The organism is Fulvivirga lutea, from assembly GCF_017068455.1.
Lineage (GTDB): Bacteria > Bacteroidota > Bacteroidia > Cytophagales > Cyclobacteriaceae > Fulvivirga > Fulvivirga lutea.
The window spans coordinates 449,199-469,327 of sequence record NZ_CP070608.1; the positions used below are offsets into that span (position 1 = coordinate 449,199).

16 protein-coding genes are annotated in these 20,129 nt (G+C 37.6%); 8 read left to right on the top strand and 8 right to left on the bottom strand.

Annotation, left to right across the window (positions count from 1 at the left end):
- Positions 1-2 precede the first annotated feature (2 nt).
- A complete protein-coding gene (locus tag JR347_RS02195; RefSeq protein WP_205722428.1) occupies positions 3-461 on the top strand; it encodes an Lrp/AsnC family transcriptional regulator in 459 nt (152 codons plus the stop codon).
- 1 nt (position 462) lies between these two features.
- Here JR347_RS02195 and rmuC read toward each other — a convergent pair whose 3' ends face one another.
- Positions 463-1,755 carry a DNA recombination protein RmuC gene (gene rmuC / locus JR347_RS02200; RefSeq protein ID WP_205722429.1) on the bottom strand — a complete coding sequence of 431 codons (1,293 nt, stop codon included), beginning with the start codon at positions 1,753-1,755 and terminating at the stop codon, positions 463-465.
- 160 nt (positions 1,756-1,915) lie between these two features.
- On the opposite strand from rmuC, the gene JR347_RS02205 reads away from it, so the two are divergent.
- Positions 1,916-4,279 carry an ABC transporter permease gene (locus JR347_RS02205; RefSeq protein WP_205722430.1) on the top strand — a complete coding sequence of 788 codons (2,364 nt, stop codon included), beginning with the start codon at positions 1,916-1,918 and terminating at the stop codon, positions 4,277-4,279.
- Here JR347_RS02205 and JR347_RS02210 read toward each other — a convergent pair whose 3' ends face one another.
- Positions 4,280-5,437 (bottom strand): homogentisate 1,2-dioxygenase, encoded by a 1,158-nt coding sequence (locus JR347_RS02210; RefSeq protein WP_205722431.1) that lies wholly within the window; start codon positions 5,435-5,437, stop codon positions 4,280-4,282.
- Between the two features lies 1 nt (position 5,438).
- Positions 5,439-7,067: a S41 family peptidase gene (locus JR347_RS02215; protein WP_205722432.1), complete on the bottom strand. Its 1,629-nt coding sequence runs from the start codon at positions 7,065-7,067 to the stop codon at positions 5,439-5,441.
- Positions 7,068-7,218: 151 nt separating this feature from the next.
- Between JR347_RS02215 and JR347_RS02220 the strand changes: the two genes are divergently transcribed.
- Genes JR347_RS02220 through JR347_RS02240 form a run of 5 tightly spaced genes read left to right on the top strand, consistent with a single transcriptional unit; the run spans position 7,219 to position 10,884 of the window.
- Positions 7,219-7,965 (top strand): hemerythrin domain-containing protein, encoded by a 747-nt coding sequence (locus JR347_RS02220; protein ID WP_205722433.1) that lies wholly within the window; start codon positions 7,219-7,221, stop codon positions 7,963-7,965.
- On the top strand, positions 7,965-8,384 hold the full coding sequence (ruvX, locus tag JR347_RS02225; RefSeq protein WP_205722434.1) for a Holliday junction resolvase RuvX: 420 nt from the start codon (positions 7,965-7,967) through the stop codon (positions 8,382-8,384). The genes JR347_RS02220 and ruvX overlap by 1 nt, the downstream gene beginning before the upstream one ends.
- Positions 8,385-8,425: 41 nt before the next feature.
- On the top strand, positions 8,426-8,977 hold the full coding sequence (def, locus tag JR347_RS02230) for a peptide deformylase (RefSeq protein ID WP_205722435.1): 552 nt from the start codon (positions 8,426-8,428) through the stop codon (positions 8,975-8,977).
- Entirely contained in the window at positions 8,978-10,117 is a 1,140-nt protein-coding gene (locus JR347_RS02235) for a methionine aminotransferase (protein ID WP_205722436.1), read from the top strand.
- Entirely contained in the window at positions 10,105-10,884 is a 780-nt protein-coding gene (locus JR347_RS02240) for an amidohydrolase (RefSeq protein WP_205722437.1), read from the top strand. Before JR347_RS02235 ends, JR347_RS02240 begins: the two co-directional genes overlap by 13 nt.
- Here JR347_RS02240 and JR347_RS02245 read toward each other — a convergent pair.
- Positions 10,877-11,233 carry a hypothetical protein gene (locus JR347_RS02245; protein ID WP_205722438.1) on the bottom strand — a complete coding sequence of 119 codons (357 nt, stop codon included), beginning with the start codon at positions 11,231-11,233 and terminating at the stop codon, positions 10,877-10,879. The two genes, JR347_RS02240 and JR347_RS02245, sit on opposite strands and share 8 nt — an antisense overlap.
- Complete coding sequence (locus JR347_RS02250; RefSeq protein ID WP_205722439.1) at positions 11,230-13,422, bottom strand: FG-GAP-like repeat-containing protein; 2,193 nt, start codon at positions 13,420-13,422, stop codon at positions 11,230-11,232. The genes JR347_RS02245 and JR347_RS02250 overlap by 4 nt, the downstream gene beginning before the upstream one ends.
- 92 nt (positions 13,423-13,514) lie before the next feature.
- Here JR347_RS02250 and JR347_RS02255 point away from each other — a divergent pair, with 92 nt between their 5' ends.
- A complete protein-coding gene (locus JR347_RS02255; protein ID WP_205722440.1) occupies positions 13,515-14,795 on the top strand; it encodes a UDP-N-acetylmuramoyl-tripeptide--D-alanyl-D-alanine ligase in 1,281 nt (426 codons plus the stop codon).
- On the opposite strand, the gene JR347_RS02260 is transcribed toward JR347_RS02255, so the two are convergent.
- Genes JR347_RS02260 through JR347_RS02270 form a run of 3 tightly spaced genes read right to left on the bottom strand, consistent with a single transcriptional unit; the run spans position 14,792 to position 20,078 of the window.
- Complete coding sequence (locus tag JR347_RS02260) at positions 14,792-15,670, bottom strand: YicC/YloC family endoribonuclease (RefSeq protein WP_205722441.1); 879 nt, start codon at positions 15,668-15,670, stop codon at positions 14,792-14,794. The two genes, JR347_RS02255 and JR347_RS02260, sit on opposite strands and share 4 nt — an antisense overlap.
- A 32-nt stretch (positions 15,671-15,702) precedes the next feature.
- On the bottom strand, positions 15,703-19,002 hold the full coding sequence (locus tag JR347_RS02265) for a TolB-like translocation protein (RefSeq protein WP_205722442.1): 3,300 nt from the start codon (positions 19,000-19,002) through the stop codon (positions 15,703-15,705).
- Entirely contained in the window at positions 19,002-20,078 is a 1,077-nt protein-coding gene (locus JR347_RS02270; RefSeq protein WP_205722443.1) for an NAD(P)/FAD-dependent oxidoreductase, read from the bottom strand. The genes JR347_RS02265 and JR347_RS02270 overlap by 1 nt, the downstream gene beginning before the upstream one ends.
- Positions 20,079-20,129: the final 51 nt, after the last annotated feature.

A 20,129-nucleotide genomic window follows, 5' to 3' on the forward strand; every position in this document is an offset into this window, starting at 1 on the left:
ATATGGATAGTATTGACAGAAAACTGGTTTCCCTGCTTCAACGCAATGGTAAAATGTCGATGAAAGAATTAAGCAGTGAATTAGGTTTAAGCATTACGCCCATTTATGATCGGTTAAAGCGACTAGAAAAACAGAATGTAATCACCGGGTATCATGCCCATATTGATGAGAAGAAAATGGGCTTTGGCCTAGAGGTATTTTGCTCTGTTACTCTTGAATCTCACAAGGCCGATTTCTTAAAGCAGTTTGAGGAAGACATTAAAAAATTCGAGGAGGTATTAGAATGCTATCACCTGGCCGGCTCGTTCGACTTTCTCCTGAAAATTCTCGTGAAAAATATGGATGATTACGGTGACTTCGTGAATAAAAAGCTAGCCCGACTAGACAACATTGGGGTTGTAAACAGCCATATGGTGTTAAAGAAAATTAAACAAACCAGGGTTCTTCCTCTCACGGAATAACCTACTCCGCTCTATCTAATAATTTTGATTCTATTGATTTACTGGCTTTCGCTCCCAGCTCTTTCAATCGCTCAGTTTTTCTAACTAGGTTATCATTGCCTTCATATAGTTTCTTTGAAGCTTCTGTGTAGATAGCTTTGGTTTTATCGATGCTCTTGCCAATATCAATCAGGTCATTTGAGAAGTTCACGAACTTGTCATATAAAGCTCCTGCCTGGCGAGCAATTTCAATCGCATTTTTGTTTTGTAAATCCTGCTTCCAGATGTATGAAATTGTTCTAAGCGTTGCCATTAACGTGGTAGTACTCACCAAAACAATATTTTTATCTAAGGCCTTTTCGTATAGGTCCTGATCCTCCTTTAGGGCAATGGTTAGTGCAGGTTCATTAGCCACAAACATCATCACATAATCAGGTTGATTAATATCATGAATGTTCTGATACTTTTTTTCGCTGAGCATTTTAATGTGGCCATTAACACTATCCAAATGCTGCTTAAGATAAGGAGCCTGCTTATCATCATCCGCATCGAAGTAATTAGCATAGGCAGTTAGAGATACCTTTGAGTCCAGCACAATCGCCTTGTCATCAGGCATCATAATTATATAATCTGGCCTTTGATTTTGGTTATCTTCAGTTTTAAAATTTTTCTCTTTAAAATAATGCACGTCCTTCTGCAAACCCGCTTTTTCCAATATCAACTCAATCTGCATTTCACCCCAATTACCCTGTGCTTTTGAGTCCCCTTTTAGTGCTTTGGTTAAACTCTCAGCTTCTTTTGTCATCTGCTGATTCAGTTCTTTTAAGCCGGTTAGCTGTTCTTTTAAAGCAGTGCTGTATTGTAAATTCTCCTTACTATTAAGCTCTACTTTTTTCTCAAAATCTGTAATCTTTTCTTTTAGCGGATTGAGAATCTCTGAAAGGTTAGTCTTATTCTGATCTGTAAACTTTTTCGATTTCTCTTCAAAAATTTCGTTGGCCAAGTTTTTAAACTGAACAGCAAACTGCTCTTGAAGGGATTTTAATTCCTGCTTTTGCTCAGCTAATCGTTCTTGCAAGTTTCGATAGTCCGATTCAGTAGCAGCCAAACTGTTATTCAACTCAAAAGTTTTGGCTCTTTCTGTTTCCAGCTCTTTTTTTATCTCCAAATATTGATTCTTTAAATCCTGAACCCGTTCTTTTTCCAATTTCAATTCAGAATCCGAAGAATTATTGCCACTAAACTTAAACTTGGCTATAAACCAAGTGGCTATTCCTCCTATTGCAATTCCTGTAACTAACCATAATAATTCCATCAGATCAAAGATATTGTTATTTATTCAATTGAGCAGTTTTGAGATTATCATTCACAACATAAATCTTACGATTCACTACATCATAATCCCATTTCAAAACATATTGATTTTTAAATGGGGCTGATTGAAATAGTTTAGCATTAATCAAAAACTCAAACTCATGCTTAAAAATTTTCTGAAAATCACTTTTAGGAGTGTGTTAAAGCAAAAGCTTTACTCTTCTTTAAATGTACTTGGTCTGGCTATTGGATTAGCTTCAACTGTAATCATTCTCATTTATGCACACCATGAATTAACCTACGATCAATTTCATTCGAAATCTGATCGCATTTTTATGGCCTACAAAGAGCGAATTACGCCTAACGGCATTCAACCTACTTACGACACCTGGGTGCCTATGGGTGCTCGATTCAAGCAAGAATATCCTGAGGTAGTTAGTTCAGTGAGATTCATTGATAATAACTCTGTTTTGGAGATAGGGGAAGAACGATTTGAAGGCAGAGTCGCCTATTCAGACAAAGAGTTATTCGACATTTTTGACTTCAACCTAAAACAAGGTGATGTGAATAATCCCTTTCCTACTGAGAATTCAATAATCATTTCCGAAGAAATGGCCACACGTTATTTTGGTAATAATGATCCCATGGGGAAAGTTATTCGGGTAGACTCAGAAAGATCGTATGAAGTGACCGGTGTTTTAAGCGAAATACCCACTAATTCTTCAATACAAATAGACCATTTAATCTCATTAAAAACGTTGCCTATTTATGGGCAATTTGAAAACGATTGGGGCGCATCATTTTTAAATACCTATGTCCTTCTCAATTCACCAAGTTCAGCTGCAGGTTTAGAAGCCAAATTCCCGAATTTAATTACAAACATCTGGAACGAAGAGGTACAGAGCAGAACAAATTTCAAGCTTTTGCCTTTGCACGATGTGTATGACACTTTACTAGGTGATACTGAAATAGCTATGATTCTACTTTACATAGCAGCTGGCATTCTCTTTATATCAGGAATCAATTTTGTGAATTTATATACAAGTAGTGCTTTAGGCAGATCAAAAGAGATTGGCGTTAAGAAAGTTGTTGGCAGCAACAAAAAACAATTGATGGGTCAGTTTTTAGGTGAATCGCTACTAATCACTACATTCAGTATGGTGCTGGCGCTATTAGTTGCTCAATTATGCCTGCCTCTCATCAATTCTGAATTTAACCTTCAACTAGTAATCCCTTTTTCTAACCCGCTAACTTATGTTGCCATTTTCAGTCTCATTATAATTATTGGGCTGCTTTCTGGCGGTTATCCTGCCTTTATCATGTCGCGATTTGGAATTATTACCTCCTTAAAAGGTTCGGCTGCAGAGAGTGCAGGGAAAAGCACCTTGAGGGATTTAATGATTGCTTTTCAATTTATGATTTCAATTCTCCTAATTGTGGGCACCTTGGTGATCAGCAATCAAATCCAATTTTTAAAAACTACCGATATGGGGTTTGATAAAAATGACCTGGTTGTAATTCCACTCTCACTTCGAAATTTTGCTGATGGAGATTCGGCCATTGCTCGAGTAGAGACTTACAAAAATGAACTTTTAAATCAGTCTGATGTAATAAGTATTACAAATTCCCGACACATTCCAACAGACTGGACTGGCTCACATGTGTTTGTTCAACCTGAAGGCTGGACAGATGACCCAATGCGCATGGCCTACACATACCATGACGCCAAATTCTTTGAAACTTATGGCATTGAAATCACTTATGGAAAAAACTTTAATGATGATTCATTTGGTGATCAGCGCGAATCGGTGGTATTGAATAAGGCTGCGATGGAAGCTTTTGGCTTTAGCGATGTGAACGGCAAGGTGATAAAAATTGGTGATAATGCGCTGAATGTTGTTGGTGTCATTGATGACTTCAATTTCGAAACAATGAGAGAGACAGTTCGCCCAATTTTGCACTTTCATAGGCAGCCTTCCAACGCAACACATAATTATGTGACGGTTAAAACCAAACCTGGTAAGGCTAATGAAGTAATTGAATTTGCTGAAGAAAAATGGCCTATATTAAATTCTGAAGCGCCTTTTGAATATCTGTTTATTGACGACAACGTAGCAAGAATGTACGAGGCTGAGAATCGACTGCTGCTAATGAGTACAATATTCTCTGGGGTGGCCATTATTGTAGCTTGCCTTGGACTCTTCGGAATTGTTTCATTTAATGTTGAGCAGCGAAAGAAAGAGATAGGCATAAGAAAGGTATTAGGTGCCTCGGTGATATCAATACTGAAATTGATCTCAAAGAAATTCGCAATACTCATCCTGATTGGCTTCGGAGTATCGATTCCAATCGGACTACATTTTTTGAATAATTGGCTAGATGGTTTTGCTTACCATACCAGTTTAAGTCCGCTTGTTTTTGTCACTACATTGTTGGCTGTAATAATTATAGCTATGATTACTATTTCTGCCAGAACGGTACAAGCAGGACTTACGAATCCAGTAAATGTGTTGAGGGAGAATTAACTACTCCGTCCAGCTCATAGGGTAGTTTTTGTCCACATACTCCATAGCTGCTTCTGTGAGATATAAAGGCTTAAAGGTGTCAATCATAACTGCTAATTCGTGGGTTTCTTTGGCACCTATGCTTTTTTCTACTGTACCCGGATGCGGCCCATGTGGCAATCCTCCCGGATGCAGTGTAAATGAGCCTCGGTCAATCCCTTTTCTACTCATAAAATCACCTTCTGCATAATACAGTACTTCATCAGAATCTATATTCGAGTGATTATATGGCGCTGGAATTGATTGCGGATGATAATCAAACAACCTTGGTACAAATGAGCAGATTACGAAACCCCATGCCTGAAATGTTTGATGTACGGGCGGTGGCTGGTGAATTCTACCAGTTATTGGTTCAAAATCATTAATTGAAAAAGCATATGGCCACAAATAGCCATCCCAACCTACCAAGTCAAACGGACTGTGCTCGTATGTATACTCATGTAACTGACCGTGCTTTTTAATTTTCATTAAATACTCGCCCGACTTAGTTTCGGTTATTAACTCAGAAGGTGGGCGAATGTCGCGCTCACAGAAAGGCGAATGCTCTTCCAATTGCCCAAGTTCATTACGGTATCTGTTAGGAGTTTCAATCGGAGCAGCCGACTCAACTATTAAAAGTTTCAATGGGCCATCATCCCATTTAAATTTATAGATGATTGTTCGGGGTATCACCACATAATCACCTTTCTCAACCTTTATCTTGCCAAATTGTGAGTGAAGCTCTCCACTACCATCATGGATATAAATTACCTCGTCACCCTCAGCGTTCTTGTAGTAATAATCCATTTCCTTGCTCTTGGGACTGCAAAGGGCGATAGTCACATCATTATTTTTTAACAACTCCTTTCTTCCAGTAAGATAATCATCTCCAGTGACACCAATTTTAGAAGTGTTCAAGTGCGTTTGTTTTAAGCCATAATCCTTCACTATCTTACTTGAAAATGGCTTTACCGGACCAACAGATTTAATTCTGGTTGGTGGTGTAATATGATATAGGTTAGAATATATACCCGAAAAACCTTTAGAACTCACCAATTCCTCTGCGTATAAACTTCCGTCCTCTTTTCTAAACTGAGTATGTCTCTTGTGTGGTATGTTTCCTAATCTGTGATAATACATATTATAGTTTTGATCGGTCTAAATTCTCTGCCTCATCAAACATTTGAATAGCCTGTTGAAGCACTTCATTTGTCTGGTTGAATATAGGGTAAAAGCCATCATTCTTCCAAATCTGACGCGCTATTTGCGCTTTAATATGAAGGTTAAACAAGTCTTTGTTCTTTCTCATATCCTCATAATCAGGCTTCACCCCGTACTCTTTCCCCTTCGTAGCCAAGCCCATTCTCATCGTCTCGGTCACTTGAAAGTTGTCATAAAAGTCTTTATAAGACATCTCATCTAACTTGGCCTTATTTTCATTGGCATAATTAAATACGTACTCCTGAATAACATTTTTCACAAACAACCTATTCAGGTAAGCTGAATTGGCCGAAGTGTCTAATGGCACAAAATAATCTGGCATTATACCACCACCACCGTAAACAATTCTGCCACTCGTAGTTTCGTATTTCAATGAATCATTAAAGTGAATACTATCTGCACTGAAAAATTCACCGTTATTGTACCTGGCAATTAAATCTGCCGAGTAATCTTCCTTGTCATCATAGGGTTTTTGAATGGATCTGCCGCTCGGTGTATAATATCTTGAGATAGTTATTCTTACTTCTGACCCATCTGTGAGGTCAATTGGCGCCTGAACAAGACCTTTACCGAATGATCTTCTTCCCACAATCAGAGCTCTGTCATTATCCTGTAAAGCACCTGAAACAATTTCAGATGCCGATGCACTTCCTTCATTCACTAGTACTATAAGCTCTCCTTTCTCGAACATCCCTTCTCTTTGGCTATTGGCCTGAGAGTTAAATCTTGACTCTTTCCCCTGGGTATAAACTATCTTTTTATTGCCTGCAATAAACTCATCAGCAATATTTATGGCCTGATTCATATAACCGCCACCATTGCCCTGCAGATCAAGTATTAACTTATCCATCCCTTGTTCCTTGAGCTTTAGCATGGCCTGCATAAACTCTTCGTAGGTAGTTGCTGCGAAACGGCTAATTTTTATGTAGCCTATTTCATCATCAATCATATAACTAGCATCTACCGAATATTGAGGGATCTTATCACGAATGATCTCATAATCAATTAAAGATTTTCTATTACCTCTTTTAATGGAAACAGTCACCTTGCTGCCTTTAGGCCCTTTCAGGTGCTTTTGCACATCTCTGTTAGTGAACCCAACACCAGCCACATCTTTTCCATCGATTTTAATGATTTGGTCGCCCGACTGTATGCCAAGGGCTTCACTAGGTCCACCGCTTAGAGGAGTAACCACTACAATAGTGTCCCTGAAAATATTGAACTCTACACCAATACCTTCAAAATTACCCTGAAGCTCTTCATTGGCTTCTACTTTATCCTTTGCGGAAATATAATAACTATGTGGGTCTAGTTTGCCAAGCATGTGTTCAATGGCATCCTCTACGAGCTCTTCGGTATTTACCTCATCAACATAGTTTTTATCGATAAGAGTTAAGACTTCTTTAAATTTCTGAATGTCTTTATTTAGATCGTTTTGAATATTAGGTGATTCACTAAATGTGGCACCTAAAAAAATTCCTGCTGCCAGACCAATCGCTAAAATAATAGGTAGCCTGATCTGATATTTTGTGTTTTGATATTCGCTCACTGCAGATTCCTCGATTTTGTGTAAAATGGTGGCTTTCAGCCAAATCTATATAATAATATAAGTATAACGAAGAGGTAAAAACTTTTGTTAGCCATTTTATTTAAATGGACACATTAGTTTTTGCTACATTTTGTAAATTTAAGGTTATAAAATGGATGCCCTCAAAAATAAACGGATCGATGAATTAGTAGATAACAATTATATCTACGCATCTGTGCTATATTATTTCGGCATCGAGTTTTATCATTACTCCGAACAAACACTTGAGCAGGTTTGCCAAAAGAAGGGCTTAAATGTTCATGCCGTAGTCAATCAATTAGAAAAACAACCATCGTGTGATAATCAGGTGGAAGTGGCAGATTTCCCGATTGATTTGATTATTGAATACCTCAAGCATTCTCATTATGTGTTCATAAAGCAGAAATTGCCTTTCATAAGCAACGTGATTCAAAACTTAGAAATTGATGAATCAGAGTTTCAATTAATTTCGAAGGATCTGAAGTTCATCTTCCCTTTGTTTGTTGAGGATTTTATTCATCATATTTATCAGGAAGAAGATACGCTATTTAATTACATTGCCTTGCTAGATCAGTATAAGAAAGGTAATGGCAATGTTTCAAAATTATATTTTGAAATGGAGAAACATAGTCTGAGTCGTTTCGCATCTGAGCATGAAGAACATGATGACGAAATGCTGGGCATTAGACAAATAACCAAGGAATACGAAATAACTGATAAAACACCCCTTCACTTAAAAGTAATTTATTCTGAATTACAATCGCTTGAGCAAGAGCTAATTACGCACGCCAGAGTCGAGAACGACATTCTTTTCCCTAAAGCACTAATTCTTGAAAAGCAAGTAAGCAACATGCTCCAAGCTAAAGTAAAATACAACTAGTGGGCAGAATCCTAAGTATAGATTATGGCATAAAACGCGTGGGGTTAGCTGTGACTGATCCCCTAAAAATGATTGCCTCACCATTAGAAACTATTGAATCCAACACGGCTTCTAACTACATAAAAGCATACTGCCAAAGAGAAGATGTAGAAAGAATAATCATTGGCATGCCCAAAGACCTTCAAAATAAAGACACGCATTCTACCGATGCTGTAAGAAAGTTCATAATAAAACTTCAGAAAGAGCTGGATTCAATCCCAATTACTGAGGTCGATGAGCGGTTTACCAGTAAAATGGCATTCCAAACAATGATTGATGGTGGGCTAAAGAAAAAGGATAGAAAAAATAAAGGCACCATCGACAAGGTGAGTGCTACTATCATCCTACAGTCTTACCTCGATTCGAACCCAACTATTTGAAAATTAGTTACTTTTGTAGCTCAATAAATTAATTGAAATTAATGATTTACCCAATCGTAGTTTACGGTGATCCGGTTTTAAAGAAAAAAGCGCAACCTATTGAAAAAGGCACAGACCTAACTGAGCTAATTGCCGACATGCATGAGACCATGCAAGGAGCTCATGGCATTGGTTTGGCAGCTCCACAAATTGGAAAAAGCATTCGATTGTTTGTTGTGGATGGTCGCCCTATGGAAGATGAGGACATGCAGGATTTTGTGAAGGCCTTTATTAACCCTGAAATTATAGAAGAATATGGAGAGGAATGGGCCTTTGAAGAAGGTTGTTTGAGTATCCCTAACATACGAGAAGATGTGGAAAGACCGGAAAAACTTAAAATCCGATATTTCGATGAAAACTGGAATGAGCACGAGGAAGAGTATGATGGCATGAAGGCAAGAATCATCCAACACGAATATGATCATATTGAAGGAGTATTATTTACCGACTACCTCACTCCACTAAAAAAGCGAATGCTAAAAGGTAAGCTTCAGAACATCACCAAGGGTAAAATGAAGGTTGAATACCGAGTGGCAGTCCCTCAAAAGAAGTAGATGCAGCTTCAATCTAAGCTACCGGATGTAGGAACCACCATTTTTGCAGTGATGTCAAAAATGGCCTTAGACCATCATGCGATCAACCTTTCACAGGGATTTCCCGATTTTCCAATTTCAGATAAACTTATTCAGCTTGTAAATAAGTACATGGAAGCTGGGAAGAATCAATATGCGCCCATGCCCGGTGTTCCTGAATTAAGGAGTGCCATAAGCAAAGTTATTGAAGATAAATATGGGTATTTGCCCAATCCTGAAACTGAAATTACAGTAACGGCAGGAGCTACTGAAGCCATTTACGCAACATTGGCAGCTTTAGTGAATGAAGGTGATGAAGTAATACTCTTCGACCCTGCTTATGATTGCTATGACCCTTCCATTCGCTTGAACGGGGGCATTCCAATTCACCTAACATTAAAGCAGCCTGATTTTTCCATCGATTGGAATAAAGTAGAAGAATCGATCACTCATAGAACAAGGGTTATCATGGTGAATACGCCACATAACCCAAGTGGAGCAGTGTTAAATCATGAGGATTTAAAAACACTTGAAGAACTAGCCATCAAGCACGATTTAATTGTTATTAGTGATGAGGTGTACGAGCATATTATTTTTGGCCACTCACACGAGAGCGCACTAAAATATGAGGGCCTTAGTAAAAGATGTGTCGCTATTTACTCATTTGGTAAGACTTTTCATGCTACGGGATGGAAGAGTGGCTATATTATCGCTCCAGATTATTTGACCAAAGAGATAAGGAAAGTACACCAGTTTCTTGTTTTTAGTGTGAACACACCAGTACAATATGCACTAGCAGAATTTCTTAATGATCGGGAAAATTACATTCACATTAGTGATATGTATGAACAAAAAAGGAATGTTTTTCAGGAGGCACTAAAAGATTCCCGCTTTGAAGTTATTCCTTGCCATGGTACTTATTTTCAATTGCTATCTTACAAAGGCATCAGTGATTTAGATGATATGAGCATGGCCGAAAAACTCACTAAAGGACATAAGGTCGCATCGATTCCAATTTCTGTTTTTTATCAAAACAAACAAGACGACAAGCTATTGCGCTTCTGCTTTGCAAAAAATGAAGACACTCTTTTAAAAGCTGCGGACATTCTATGCAAGATTTAACCGTAACACTCATTCAGTCTGAACTTCATTGGCAAAACAGCAGTGCTAACCTTGCCATGTTTGAAGAAAAAATCTGGCAAATCGATGAAGCTACTGACCTGATCATTTTACCTGAAATGTTCAATAGTGGCTTTACCATGAATGCGAAAGATGTGGCCGAGCCAATGAATTTCACCACGTTTAAGTGGATGAAACAGATGGCTGCTCAAACCAAAGCCGTTATTACTGGAAGCTTTGTGGTTAATGACAATGGCAATTATTTCAATCGCCTTATTTGGATGCGACCAGATGGGAGCTGGGAGAAATATGATAAGCGACATTTGTTCAGAATGGCAGACGAGCATTCACATTATTCACCTGGAAAAGAAAAAATAATAGTTGAATTAAAGGGCTGGAAAATACTACCGCTTATCTGCTACGATCTTCGATTTCCGGTATGGTCGAGGCAAAAAAAAGATGAGCAATACGATCTGATATTATTTGTCGCGAACTGGCCGGCACCACGAGTAAATGCCTGGGATACGCTATTAAAAGCACGAGCTATTGAAAATCTCTCCTATTCCATTGGCGTAAACAGAGTTGGAGAAGATGGCAACGGTGTAGCCTATAATGGCCACTCAGCAATCTATGATGGGAAAGGGCAGGAATTGTGTGAACTCGCAGAAAAGGAAGGAATAAAAACAGTAACCCTGAGCAAAAAAGAGCTAGTTGATTTTAGAGAAAAATTTCCGGCTCATTTAGATTCAGATAATTTCAGTATCAATTAAAGAAGGAGCCAACTTCTGCTTCTAACGCTTCTTTATCAATCGGCTTACCGCCAAGTTTCAAAATGAGTTTTTCTAATAAATTAGATTCCCCCGAATATCGAATTTGCATTGGCTTCTTATATGATCTAAGTTCCTGAATGACCTTTAATAAGCTTCCGGCATTGGAATTTTCATTCAATTCGAAATAGACAAACAGCTTTTCAGATAGATTAAGAGCTTTTAAGACAGTAGCAATAACTTCAGGAGATGAATAATTATCTAAATCAGAACAGGTGGCATTTGAAAAAGTTAACCCGGGTTTAAAATCAAAGTTATTCTCAATTATTTTAACATGAAGGAAAAGTTTCATCTTGTTACTACAAATCGAATCGTTTCACCCGCATCTTCAGCCACTAGCAAATACATGCCTTCTTTTAAATTATCAATGGAAAGTTGATAATCCTCCTCTGGAGAAACTGAAACCCCTGTTAGAATTACTTTACCAAGGATATCGACAATACTAAATTGAGTAGTTACACCTGACTGTATGGTTAATGTAGTTCCTATATTTACAGGATTTGGGTACACTGTTAATTGGCTATCAGATGAAGGGTTACTAATTGCTTCGGTGCTTCTTAACACAACTAAACCTCCTTGTGCCGTACCCAATACAATCGCTGGTTGAGACTCATTGAAAATATTCACGACCTGAGGCTTCAGCTTACTGCCATAGTTAAAAGTAGTAGTACTGGTTCCATCAAAAGTGAGTATCTCTGTTTCACCTTCTAAAGGTGACTCAAGGTTATTCAAAAAATCGTGATAGATGGTTAAAGTACCTCTGGCATCACTAGTAATTAAATCTTTAGTACCATCACCATCTGCATCTGCAATATCCAATGATGCACTTTGCCTCAACGGACTAAAATCCAATCCGTAAAAATTTTGATCTTCAAGTGTAAAACTGAAGGTCCCTTCTAATCCATCATTTCTATAATATTCTAATCTGCCTGTAGACCTACCTATAAGCAAATCGTTAAAACCATCCTGATCAATGTCAGCCATTCTAATATTCTCTTCAATGGCGATAGGTGAAAAAACCAATTGGCCAGATTCATCAAACTGGAAATTGCCAGGTTCACGTTTAAAATAGAACAGCCCTGTGCCACCACCTTGTAGAGTGGTTGCCGTAAATGCCAGATCCACCAAGCCATCGGAATCAACATCTACAAACTGAGGCTTTATATTAATGATGCCTGCCAAAGAGAGGTTTAAAAAGTCAGGATTTTCAAGTTCATAAACGGGGGCACTTTTTGTGCCTGTATTTTTATACACGGCTATAGTGGATCGGAATGCCTGCACTTCATTCAACATCATACCAACGAACATGTCCAAGTCCCCATCATTATCATAATCGTAAAAGGCCGGAGCAGCATTTTCACCTACGTCCAGCATCTGATCCTGCAGAAAATTCTTCTTCTCCAACTGAAAATTAGGAACATCATTCGTGCCTGTGTTGAGATATAACCAGCTAGAACTTTTGAAGTTAACTCCAAAGTTTACATTTCCAGGAACATTAGGAGCCACTATTAAATCGTTGAGACCATCGTTATTCACATCTTCATAAAAGGCGGCAGGAAAAATAAATATGGATACCGGATTCTCTGTATTTGGAAAAAATGGATCCGATGAATTAAAGTCGGCAGTGGTTAAATTGCCTTCATTAGTCATCATGGAAAGCAAGCCACATGATTCCTCACTTACTACCAGTTCTTTTAAGCCGTCACCATTCAAATCCAGCGTTAAAATCGACTTACCAGATTGGTGTTCAGTTCTTCCTCCACCAACAGGTGGGCAGTCCTCACCATTAAAAGCAAACTGATTACAACCGCATTCTTGAAAATCGCCAAACTGCTGAGTAATTCGCTCAAATTGTAGCGAATCGCAATTTGAGTCTCTTTCCATACTCAGATTTTTATGGTATTCTATAGTAGAAACCCCAGAGAACTTATAAATAAGTATATCCAAATCACCATCAGAATCAATATCATCAATAGATGGTATGTCTGATGCGTTGAGCTGAATGTTGATAGGAGTATCTGAAAACCCTTTGGTTAGCAATGGAGAAGGCAGCGGTGCCCGGGAGTTAAACAGTCGCCACTTTATCCCATTTTCGTCACTTTCGTTGATGTATACTTTTATACCAAGCGGGTCATTTGTAAAAACATCTTTCTTGCCGTCACAATTAATATCGCGCAAAAGCATCCAATTAGTTATGTCATCGGGGAAGAGGGTGGCTGATTCCGCATCATATAGATATTCACCATCTAAAAACAGGAATACATTAATCTTGGAACAAGTACGATCAAATACTACTAAATCGTCTTGTCCATCCAAATTCACATCCATGGTGCTATATTGCCCTGAGTTTAGACCTCCAGCCCAAGGATTAATTAAGGATTCTCCATTAACTTTAACATCGATGGAATTGTCAATTCTATAAACCTGAGCCTTAGAAATTGCAATTGACAGGGCTAACAGAACACTAAGTGTATACTTCATTAATCTAAATTTCAATTATATAACGTGTCCTGATTGAAATGGTGTTCAAAAATAAAAATTAAAGATAACTTTGATACCATAACGTTCAAATCATGATTGAAAGTCTATATCAGCATTACTTACGAAATCCAAAAATCAGTACAGATACCCGCAAAATTGAAGAGGGTTCGCTCTTTTTCGCACTGAAAGGCCCCAATTTCGATGCCAATAAATTTGCCGATGAAGCTTTAAATAAAGGTGCTGCACTTTGCATAGTAGATGATAAAAGTGTGGTAAAAGATGATCGCTATTTTTTGGTGGATGATGCTTTAGTGGCACTGCAAGACTTGGCAAGGCATCATAGAAAACAGTTGACTATTCCAATCATTGGTCTCACAGGATCTAACGGTAAAACCACTTCGAAGGAATTATTGGCTTGTGTGCTAAGACAGAAATTTAACGTGTTTGCTACCAAAGGAAACTTGAATAACCATATTGGGGTAGCTCTTTCTATGTTATCCATTAACTCTAATCATGAAATTGCTGTTATTGAAATGGGCGCTAATTTCGTGGGCGATATCGCATTTTTATGCACTATTTCTAGTCCCACACATGGTTACATTACCAATATAGGTAAAGCACATTTAGAAGGCTTTGGTGGTATTGAGGGAGTAATTCGAGGTAAGAGTGAATTATACCATCACCTAATTAAGCATGATGGCGTAGTTTGGATCAACTCTACCAACGAGATTTTATCTAACATGGCCAAGCGGTTTAAGAACCCACTTTTCTATCCTAAAAAAGGTGATTATTATCACTGTGAATTTATTTCGGCAGACCCGAATGTTTTATTTAAAGCTGAAAATGGGGAGGAGGTTCAAACTAATCTTATTGGTTCGTACAATTTTGAGAATATAGCCACTGCCTTATGCATTGGTAAATATTTTGATGTGCCTGCTACAGATGCAAACAAAGCCATAGCTGATTATATTCCAGAAAATAACAGGTCGCAGGTAATTAAAAAAGGTTCCAACACTATTATACTGGATGCTTATAATGCGAATCCTACTTCAATGGCAAAAGCATTGGAGAATCTGAACTTGATAAATGCTGAAAACAAAGTGGCCATTTTAGGTGACATGAAAGAATTAGGTGAGGATAGCGAAAAAGAACATAAGGCTATTGGCGATCTGCTGAATGAGTATCAAATTAAAAAGGTTTACCTGTGTGGTGAGCTTATAAAAGCAACACAACAACAGGCTGATCATGCAAAGCATTATCAGAGCGTACAGGAGCTAATTGATGAGTTAAAAGCAAACCCAATAACAAATTCTACGGTGTTAATTAAAGCATCGAGAAGTATAGGACTAGAACGAGTTTTGGAAGCTTTTTAAAGTACGTTAAGCAATTGCTCTTTAATCTTTTCGAGCTCTTCCTTCATAGACACTACATGTTTCTGAATGTCTGAGTCATTTGCCTTGGAGCCGATAGTATTAATTTCTCTACCTATTTCCTGAGAGATAAAACCTAATTTTTTACCTGAATTTTGATTTCCGGCAATCACTTCTTCGAAATGATTTAAGTGGTTTTTCAGCCTTACTTTCTCCTCTGTGATATCGAGTTTTTCTATGTAGTATATAATTTCTTGCTCCAACCTGTTTTTATCCAGAGATTCCTCTTCAATAAACTTGGTTAAATTACCCTTTATCCGAGTTTTTATATTTTCTACACGTTTAGGATCAAGTTCCTCCACATGCTTCAATGATGTTGATATTGAATTAATGTACTCCAATAATTTAGCCTGCAGCACATCTCCTTCTTTCGCCCTAAACTCATTACAATGCTCCAATGCCTGTTTAATAAGCTTTTTTACATTTTCGTATTCCTCTGAATCCAAATCCTCAGAGGTGTTATTTACAATTACATCAGGTGAGCTGAGCGCGGTTCTAAACAGATCATCTTTTGGGGCATTCACGAGATTTGCCAATTCCTCTAGTTCAGAGTAATACTTTTGAAATAATGGTGCATTATATTGCTGTTTTAATACAGTTTCAGATTCATTCTGAATATCAACAGACATAGATACCTTTCCTCTTTCAAGATAATCATTAATAATATTCCTTACCTCTAACTCTTTTTCAGATATGCTTCTCGGTAAGCGAAGGTTAACATCTAAAAATTTAGAGTTGAGTGTTTTAACTTCTACGTTGATAGAGTAAGATTCGAAGGTGCCTGAGGCCGCACCATAGCCTGTCATTGATTTGAGCATTATTTTCTAATTATTGCTCAAAATTAACTGTCTTAGAAATCGTATCCTAATGATACCTGATACCTAACGTCTTGTGTTACAAAATCTTCCACCGGCCAGGCAACATCCAACTTCATATAATAACCTAATATCATAGTTCTGAAGCCTACACCATAGCTGTATAACCATGGATTTTGGAAGTTTCTAAGGTCAATTTGAAAGCCCCCTTCCTCTATAGTTACATTGCTTATGCTATTATCATCACTAAAAGGAGATTTGCCAGACCAAGCTGATCCAATATCAAAGAAGCCAGTAAATTGTAAGTTTCTAAAGAAGTTTGAGCTAATTGGGCCGCCACTTAAGTATCTCACAATGGGCACTCTCAGCTCTGCGTTGAACATCAAAACATTATTACCATAAAATTCGGCATAATCGAAGCCCCGTAGTGCTGTAGCATATTCTACAAAAAGTAAATCAGGGTTAGTCCTTTCGCTATCATTTTGCAGAGGGTTATCTCTACCATCTTCATTTTGATCTCTCAGTATCCAGTTATCGACACCACCCAGCAAATAGGTCTTAGGAGCTCTGCCAAAGAACGTTCCGTAAAACCCTCTGAAAGCAAGCACGATTTCTCTGTGAAGTTTTTGATAGTGTCTTAAGTCGGCTTTGAAATTACTAAAGCTTCTTTCTTTGTTATTTAAGCTCTCATAATGTTTTAAACTTATTTTTGCTCGGCTACCCTCTATCAAATTCATTCCATTGATAATTGAATTATCAAAAACAAATTCAGCTGCGCCTCCTATGTAGTCTTCATTTTCAACAGGTAAAAACGTAGGGCCAGATGGTGGTGCCAATGTTCTCGGTAACAAGTTTTCAAAAACAGTAAATGTGTAAAACGGCTTGAGAGAAAATCTGGTTTTGGTATTGAACGGAATCGATGCTCCGAGTTCGATACTATTTTTGCTATACTGCTGTAAATTGAAATCGTTCTCCCAAAAAATAACGTTTCGGTCAACTCTCGCGCTAAAATCTATATATGATTTTAGGTATTGATACTGCCCAAAAAAGTCACCGCTTCTAAGGTCTGTAATAGCAGTTACTCCGCCATTAAATTTATGATTCTCCAGCATATCATTCATCTCAACTTCCAGCAGAACGCCAAAGCCTCTTAGAGGATCTATCACAAAAGAAGTAAGTAAATTATCTACGCTAAAGCGTGTTTCTGCATCAAATGGCCCGCTAATTCTGGTTCCCTGCCTTGTTTGCCTGTACTGAGCTAAAAATGACTCTGGCCTTTCTTCTCTTAAAATATCAGAATCAAAAGTATAATTGTCTGTATTTATTATTTCTTCTTCGGGTTCAGGTTCTGCTTCAGGCTCCGGTTTAACATCAAACGTGTAGTTTTTTGTGTCTATAACGTCCGAACTTACAGTATCCGGCAAGGACTGATTCACACTATCCAACCTTGCTTTTTCCTCTTCATCTCTTTTTCTTTTATCCTGTAATCGCTGTTCAACAATTTGCTCTATAGTAAGGCCCTCTGTTTTATTAGCCTGCCTTCTTGCAGTAAATGCCTTCGCCTGCAACACCTGCTGCCTCATTGTTTGAGGTGTAAATGTCTGTTGGTTGTAATTAAAGTTTTCATCGAGATAAATAAAGTCGTTACCCTTAAAAGTGGATGAATAGGCAAATAAGGAAGTGTTAAAATTTAAATCATACTCATCGATGCTTTGAGATAGGTTGGTTACTTGTGAGTAGATGCCTGACTGAATATCATAACTGAATAAGTTACGAATTCCTCGTTGATCACTGATGTAATAGATTTTATTGGCACTAATTGCCATAGGTTGAACATCTTTGCTGATTGTATTGGTTACCCTATGTAGTATATTTTTAGTGGTATCAAGATCAAAAAAGAAAAGGTTATAATTTTCGCTTACTTCCTCAATATCCTGCTTTTTCACGTCCAACGTGTCGCACACTCTATTAGAGCTAAAAACTATGGTACTCGAATTAGGTACAAATGACGGGTCAATATCGTCAAATACATCGTTTGTTAACCTTTTTGTTCTGTCTCGTCTCGTACTTAATAGGTAAATGTCATTTCTTCCTCCAACAACGGCACTAACCACTATTAGTCTACCATTACTGGAAAACTCCATCGACCTAACTTGTTCCATTCTTTCTAAAACTCGCGGTATGCTGCTATTTGTTTGCAGATCATACAACAGCAAATTCATCTGCCCCAATTTGCTGTAGATTACACCCAGCGTATTATCATCAGCCCAATCTAATACAGGCAGCGAATAGTCTATTTCCTGACCAATAACCTTATAACCACCCCTTAAAACAATATTTTCATTCCCACTTTCAATCTCTTTCACAATTACTTTGTACCTACCATGATTATTTTCCGTAAAGGCAACCTTCTTTCCATCAGGACTAATTTTTACTGCATTGTAAAAAACCCCCTTTCTATTTTTCTCTCCCGTAATAGAGTTCTCAAACGATGGTGTTTCATAATTTTGCTGAACCTGCCTGGCATTATCAATGTAAAAATTTTGCCACTCGAACATCAGCTGTTCAAAAGAAACACCAAGAGTTATGGTCAAACTCTTCTCTTCGTTTCTTATTATTCTCGTATAGTTTAGAATGTTGGAAATATTGCTTCTACCATACTTATGCGCAATAAAATTCCATAGCGATTGGCCTGCCAAGGCAGCTTCCTTTCCTGTTAGTCTATTAAACTTTCTAGCGTGCTTGGTTTCCACAAGTTTTCGAGCATAATCATCCATTTCAATGGTCCAGCCCTTAGCCACATATAAAGCAGCACCAGAAATAAACCATTCAGGCAAGTTTAAGAGCACGGCACTTTGAAACATATCTTTCAAACTACCCCCGAACATCATTTCGTTTACCATTAAGGTGGCAACTTCTACCAACAGCTCCTCTTTTAATGCAGATACTGTTCCCGGATTAGCTACTTCAATATATGGTTTTACAAAGTTCGTTTCTCCTCCTGGAGTGAAAGTTCCTTTTCCAATACCTACATTGCTTTGCTGTAAATCTGAAATTGAATTGTATAAGAAAACCTTGGTCTTAAAATACGGTGGATAACCAATGATGTCTGTTACTTTATCAAACTCCTCTTCTAAAAATTCACTCACCTCTCGGGCAATCTTTTCACTGCCGCGATAAAAATAAACATCAAAGTTGTCAGAACTTAAGTAATGCCATTCGAACTGCTTGTATTGTAACCTGTTTCTCCCAAACTTTTCATTCGATACCTGTGCAGATGCAACTGAAAAGGCCATCAACAACAAACATGTTACTATGTACTTGAATTTATTCATTAATTGTTATCATCATTAAATAAGGCGTAATACCTCTCAATAGCTACTTCTTTATCAAGCGCTGATTGATTAACCAAATGAAGTGCAAATTGATTCGCAAAATAAGGAGCTAATGATACTCCTTTAGTTCCTAGACCATTAAATATACCTACATTTTCATAATTTGGATGCATTCCAATAATAGGTTTTCTATCTTTTGTTGCCGGCCTTATTCCTGCAATATGATCAACAACTTTATAATTAACGCTAATTAGTTCCTTTAGTTTTTGTTCCAGTGTGGCTCTTCCTTCTTGCGAAGGCTCAATTGTTAAATCGTAGTTATTATAAGTTGATCCCACTTTAAAACGGTTTTTATCAATTTGTATTACAAATATCCCCCTATTAATTATCAAACTAGTTTTTATGTCAGCTTCAATAGTAAGTATATCTCCTTTTACAGGTTTAAAAGGGAGCCAGTCAAAAAACTTACTTTTATTGCTTTGCACACCCTCACAAAAAATAATTTTTGAGGCCGATTTTCCTTTGTATTCAGTCCCTGTCTCAGTTATTTTCAGAAGTTTTTCATCAAACTTCTCCTGAATTAAATTAAATCCATCTTCATTCAATAGTTGTTCTGTTGCACATTCCAAAAATGTTGAGACCTTCAGAAACCCGGAATGTTTCAACTCTACACCTCCAAATGGATTATTAACCGCATCATTAATACTGCGAAAGTGTATCTCTTTTATGTACGGTTCGTAGGCCGCATCTGCCGATCTTGCCGACCACTCATTTTGCTCTTCTGTCGATAAAAATGGCCTGTAAATGGCTCTCGGAATAAAAAATTCCTCTTCAGACAATTTCTGAACTTCCAGATAGTACGATTCCAAATAAGAAAATAATTGATCAGCCTTCCATGTTTTTACCATTTTACGGCCAGTTACCGGATTATAAAGTCCGGCAGCCACTCTTGATGATGATTGTCCGTCTTTATCATCAAACAGCAATACACTTTTGCCAAGCTTAACTAGGTGATGTGCAAGAGTTATTCCTGCCAAACCTTTTCCTACAATAATAAAGTCAAAATCCTTATTCAATCTTAGTGTTGATAAAAGTGTAGTTTTGCAATTTCAAAGTTGAACAAACAA

What these genes read in the sequence shown, in the direction of transcription:
- JR347_RS02195 (WP_205722428.1), top strand. Translation starts at nt 3, where the DNA reads ATGGATAGTATTGACAGAAAACTGGTTTCCCTGCTTCAACGCAATGGT.
- rmuC (WP_205722429.1), bottom strand. Translation starts at nt 1,755, where the DNA reads ATGGAATTATTATGGTTAGTTACAGGAATTGCAATAGGAGGAATAGCC.
- JR347_RS02205 (WP_205722430.1), top strand. Translation starts at nt 1,916, where the DNA reads ATGCTTAAAAATTTTCTGAAAATCACTTTTAGGAGTGTGTTAAAGCAA.
- JR347_RS02210 (WP_205722431.1), bottom strand. Translation starts at nt 5,437, where the DNA reads ATGTATTATCACAGATTAGGAAACATACCACACAAGAGACATACTCAG.
- JR347_RS02220 (WP_205722433.1), top strand. Translation starts at nt 7,219, where the DNA reads ATGGATGCCCTCAAAAATAAACGGATCGATGAATTAGTAGATAACAAT.
- def (WP_205722435.1), top strand. Translation starts at nt 8,426, where the DNA reads ATGATTTACCCAATCGTAGTTTACGGTGATCCGGTTTTAAAGAAAAAA.
- JR347_RS02235 (WP_205722436.1), top strand. Translation starts at nt 8,978, where the DNA reads ATGCAGCTTCAATCTAAGCTACCGGATGTAGGAACCACCATTTTTGCA.
- JR347_RS02240 (WP_205722437.1), top strand. Translation starts at nt 10,105, where the DNA reads ATGCAAGATTTAACCGTAACACTCATTCAGTCTGAACTTCATTGGCAA.
- JR347_RS02245 (WP_205722438.1), bottom strand. Translation starts at nt 11,233, where the DNA reads ATGAAACTTTTCCTTCATGTTAAAATAATTGAGAATAACTTTGATTTT.
- JR347_RS02250 (WP_205722439.1), bottom strand. Translation starts at nt 13,422, where the DNA reads ATGAAGTATACACTTAGTGTTCTGTTAGCCCTGTCAATTGCAATTTCT.
- JR347_RS02255 (WP_205722440.1), top strand. Translation starts at nt 13,515, where the DNA reads ATGATTGAAAGTCTATATCAGCATTACTTACGAAATCCAAAAATCAGT.
- JR347_RS02260 (WP_205722441.1), bottom strand. Translation starts at nt 15,670, where the DNA reads ATGCTCAAATCAATGACAGGCTATGGTGCGGCCTCAGGCACCTTCGAA.
- JR347_RS02265 (WP_205722442.1), bottom strand. Translation starts at nt 19,002, where the DNA reads ATGAATAAATTCAAGTACATAGTAACATGTTTGTTGTTGATGGCCTTT.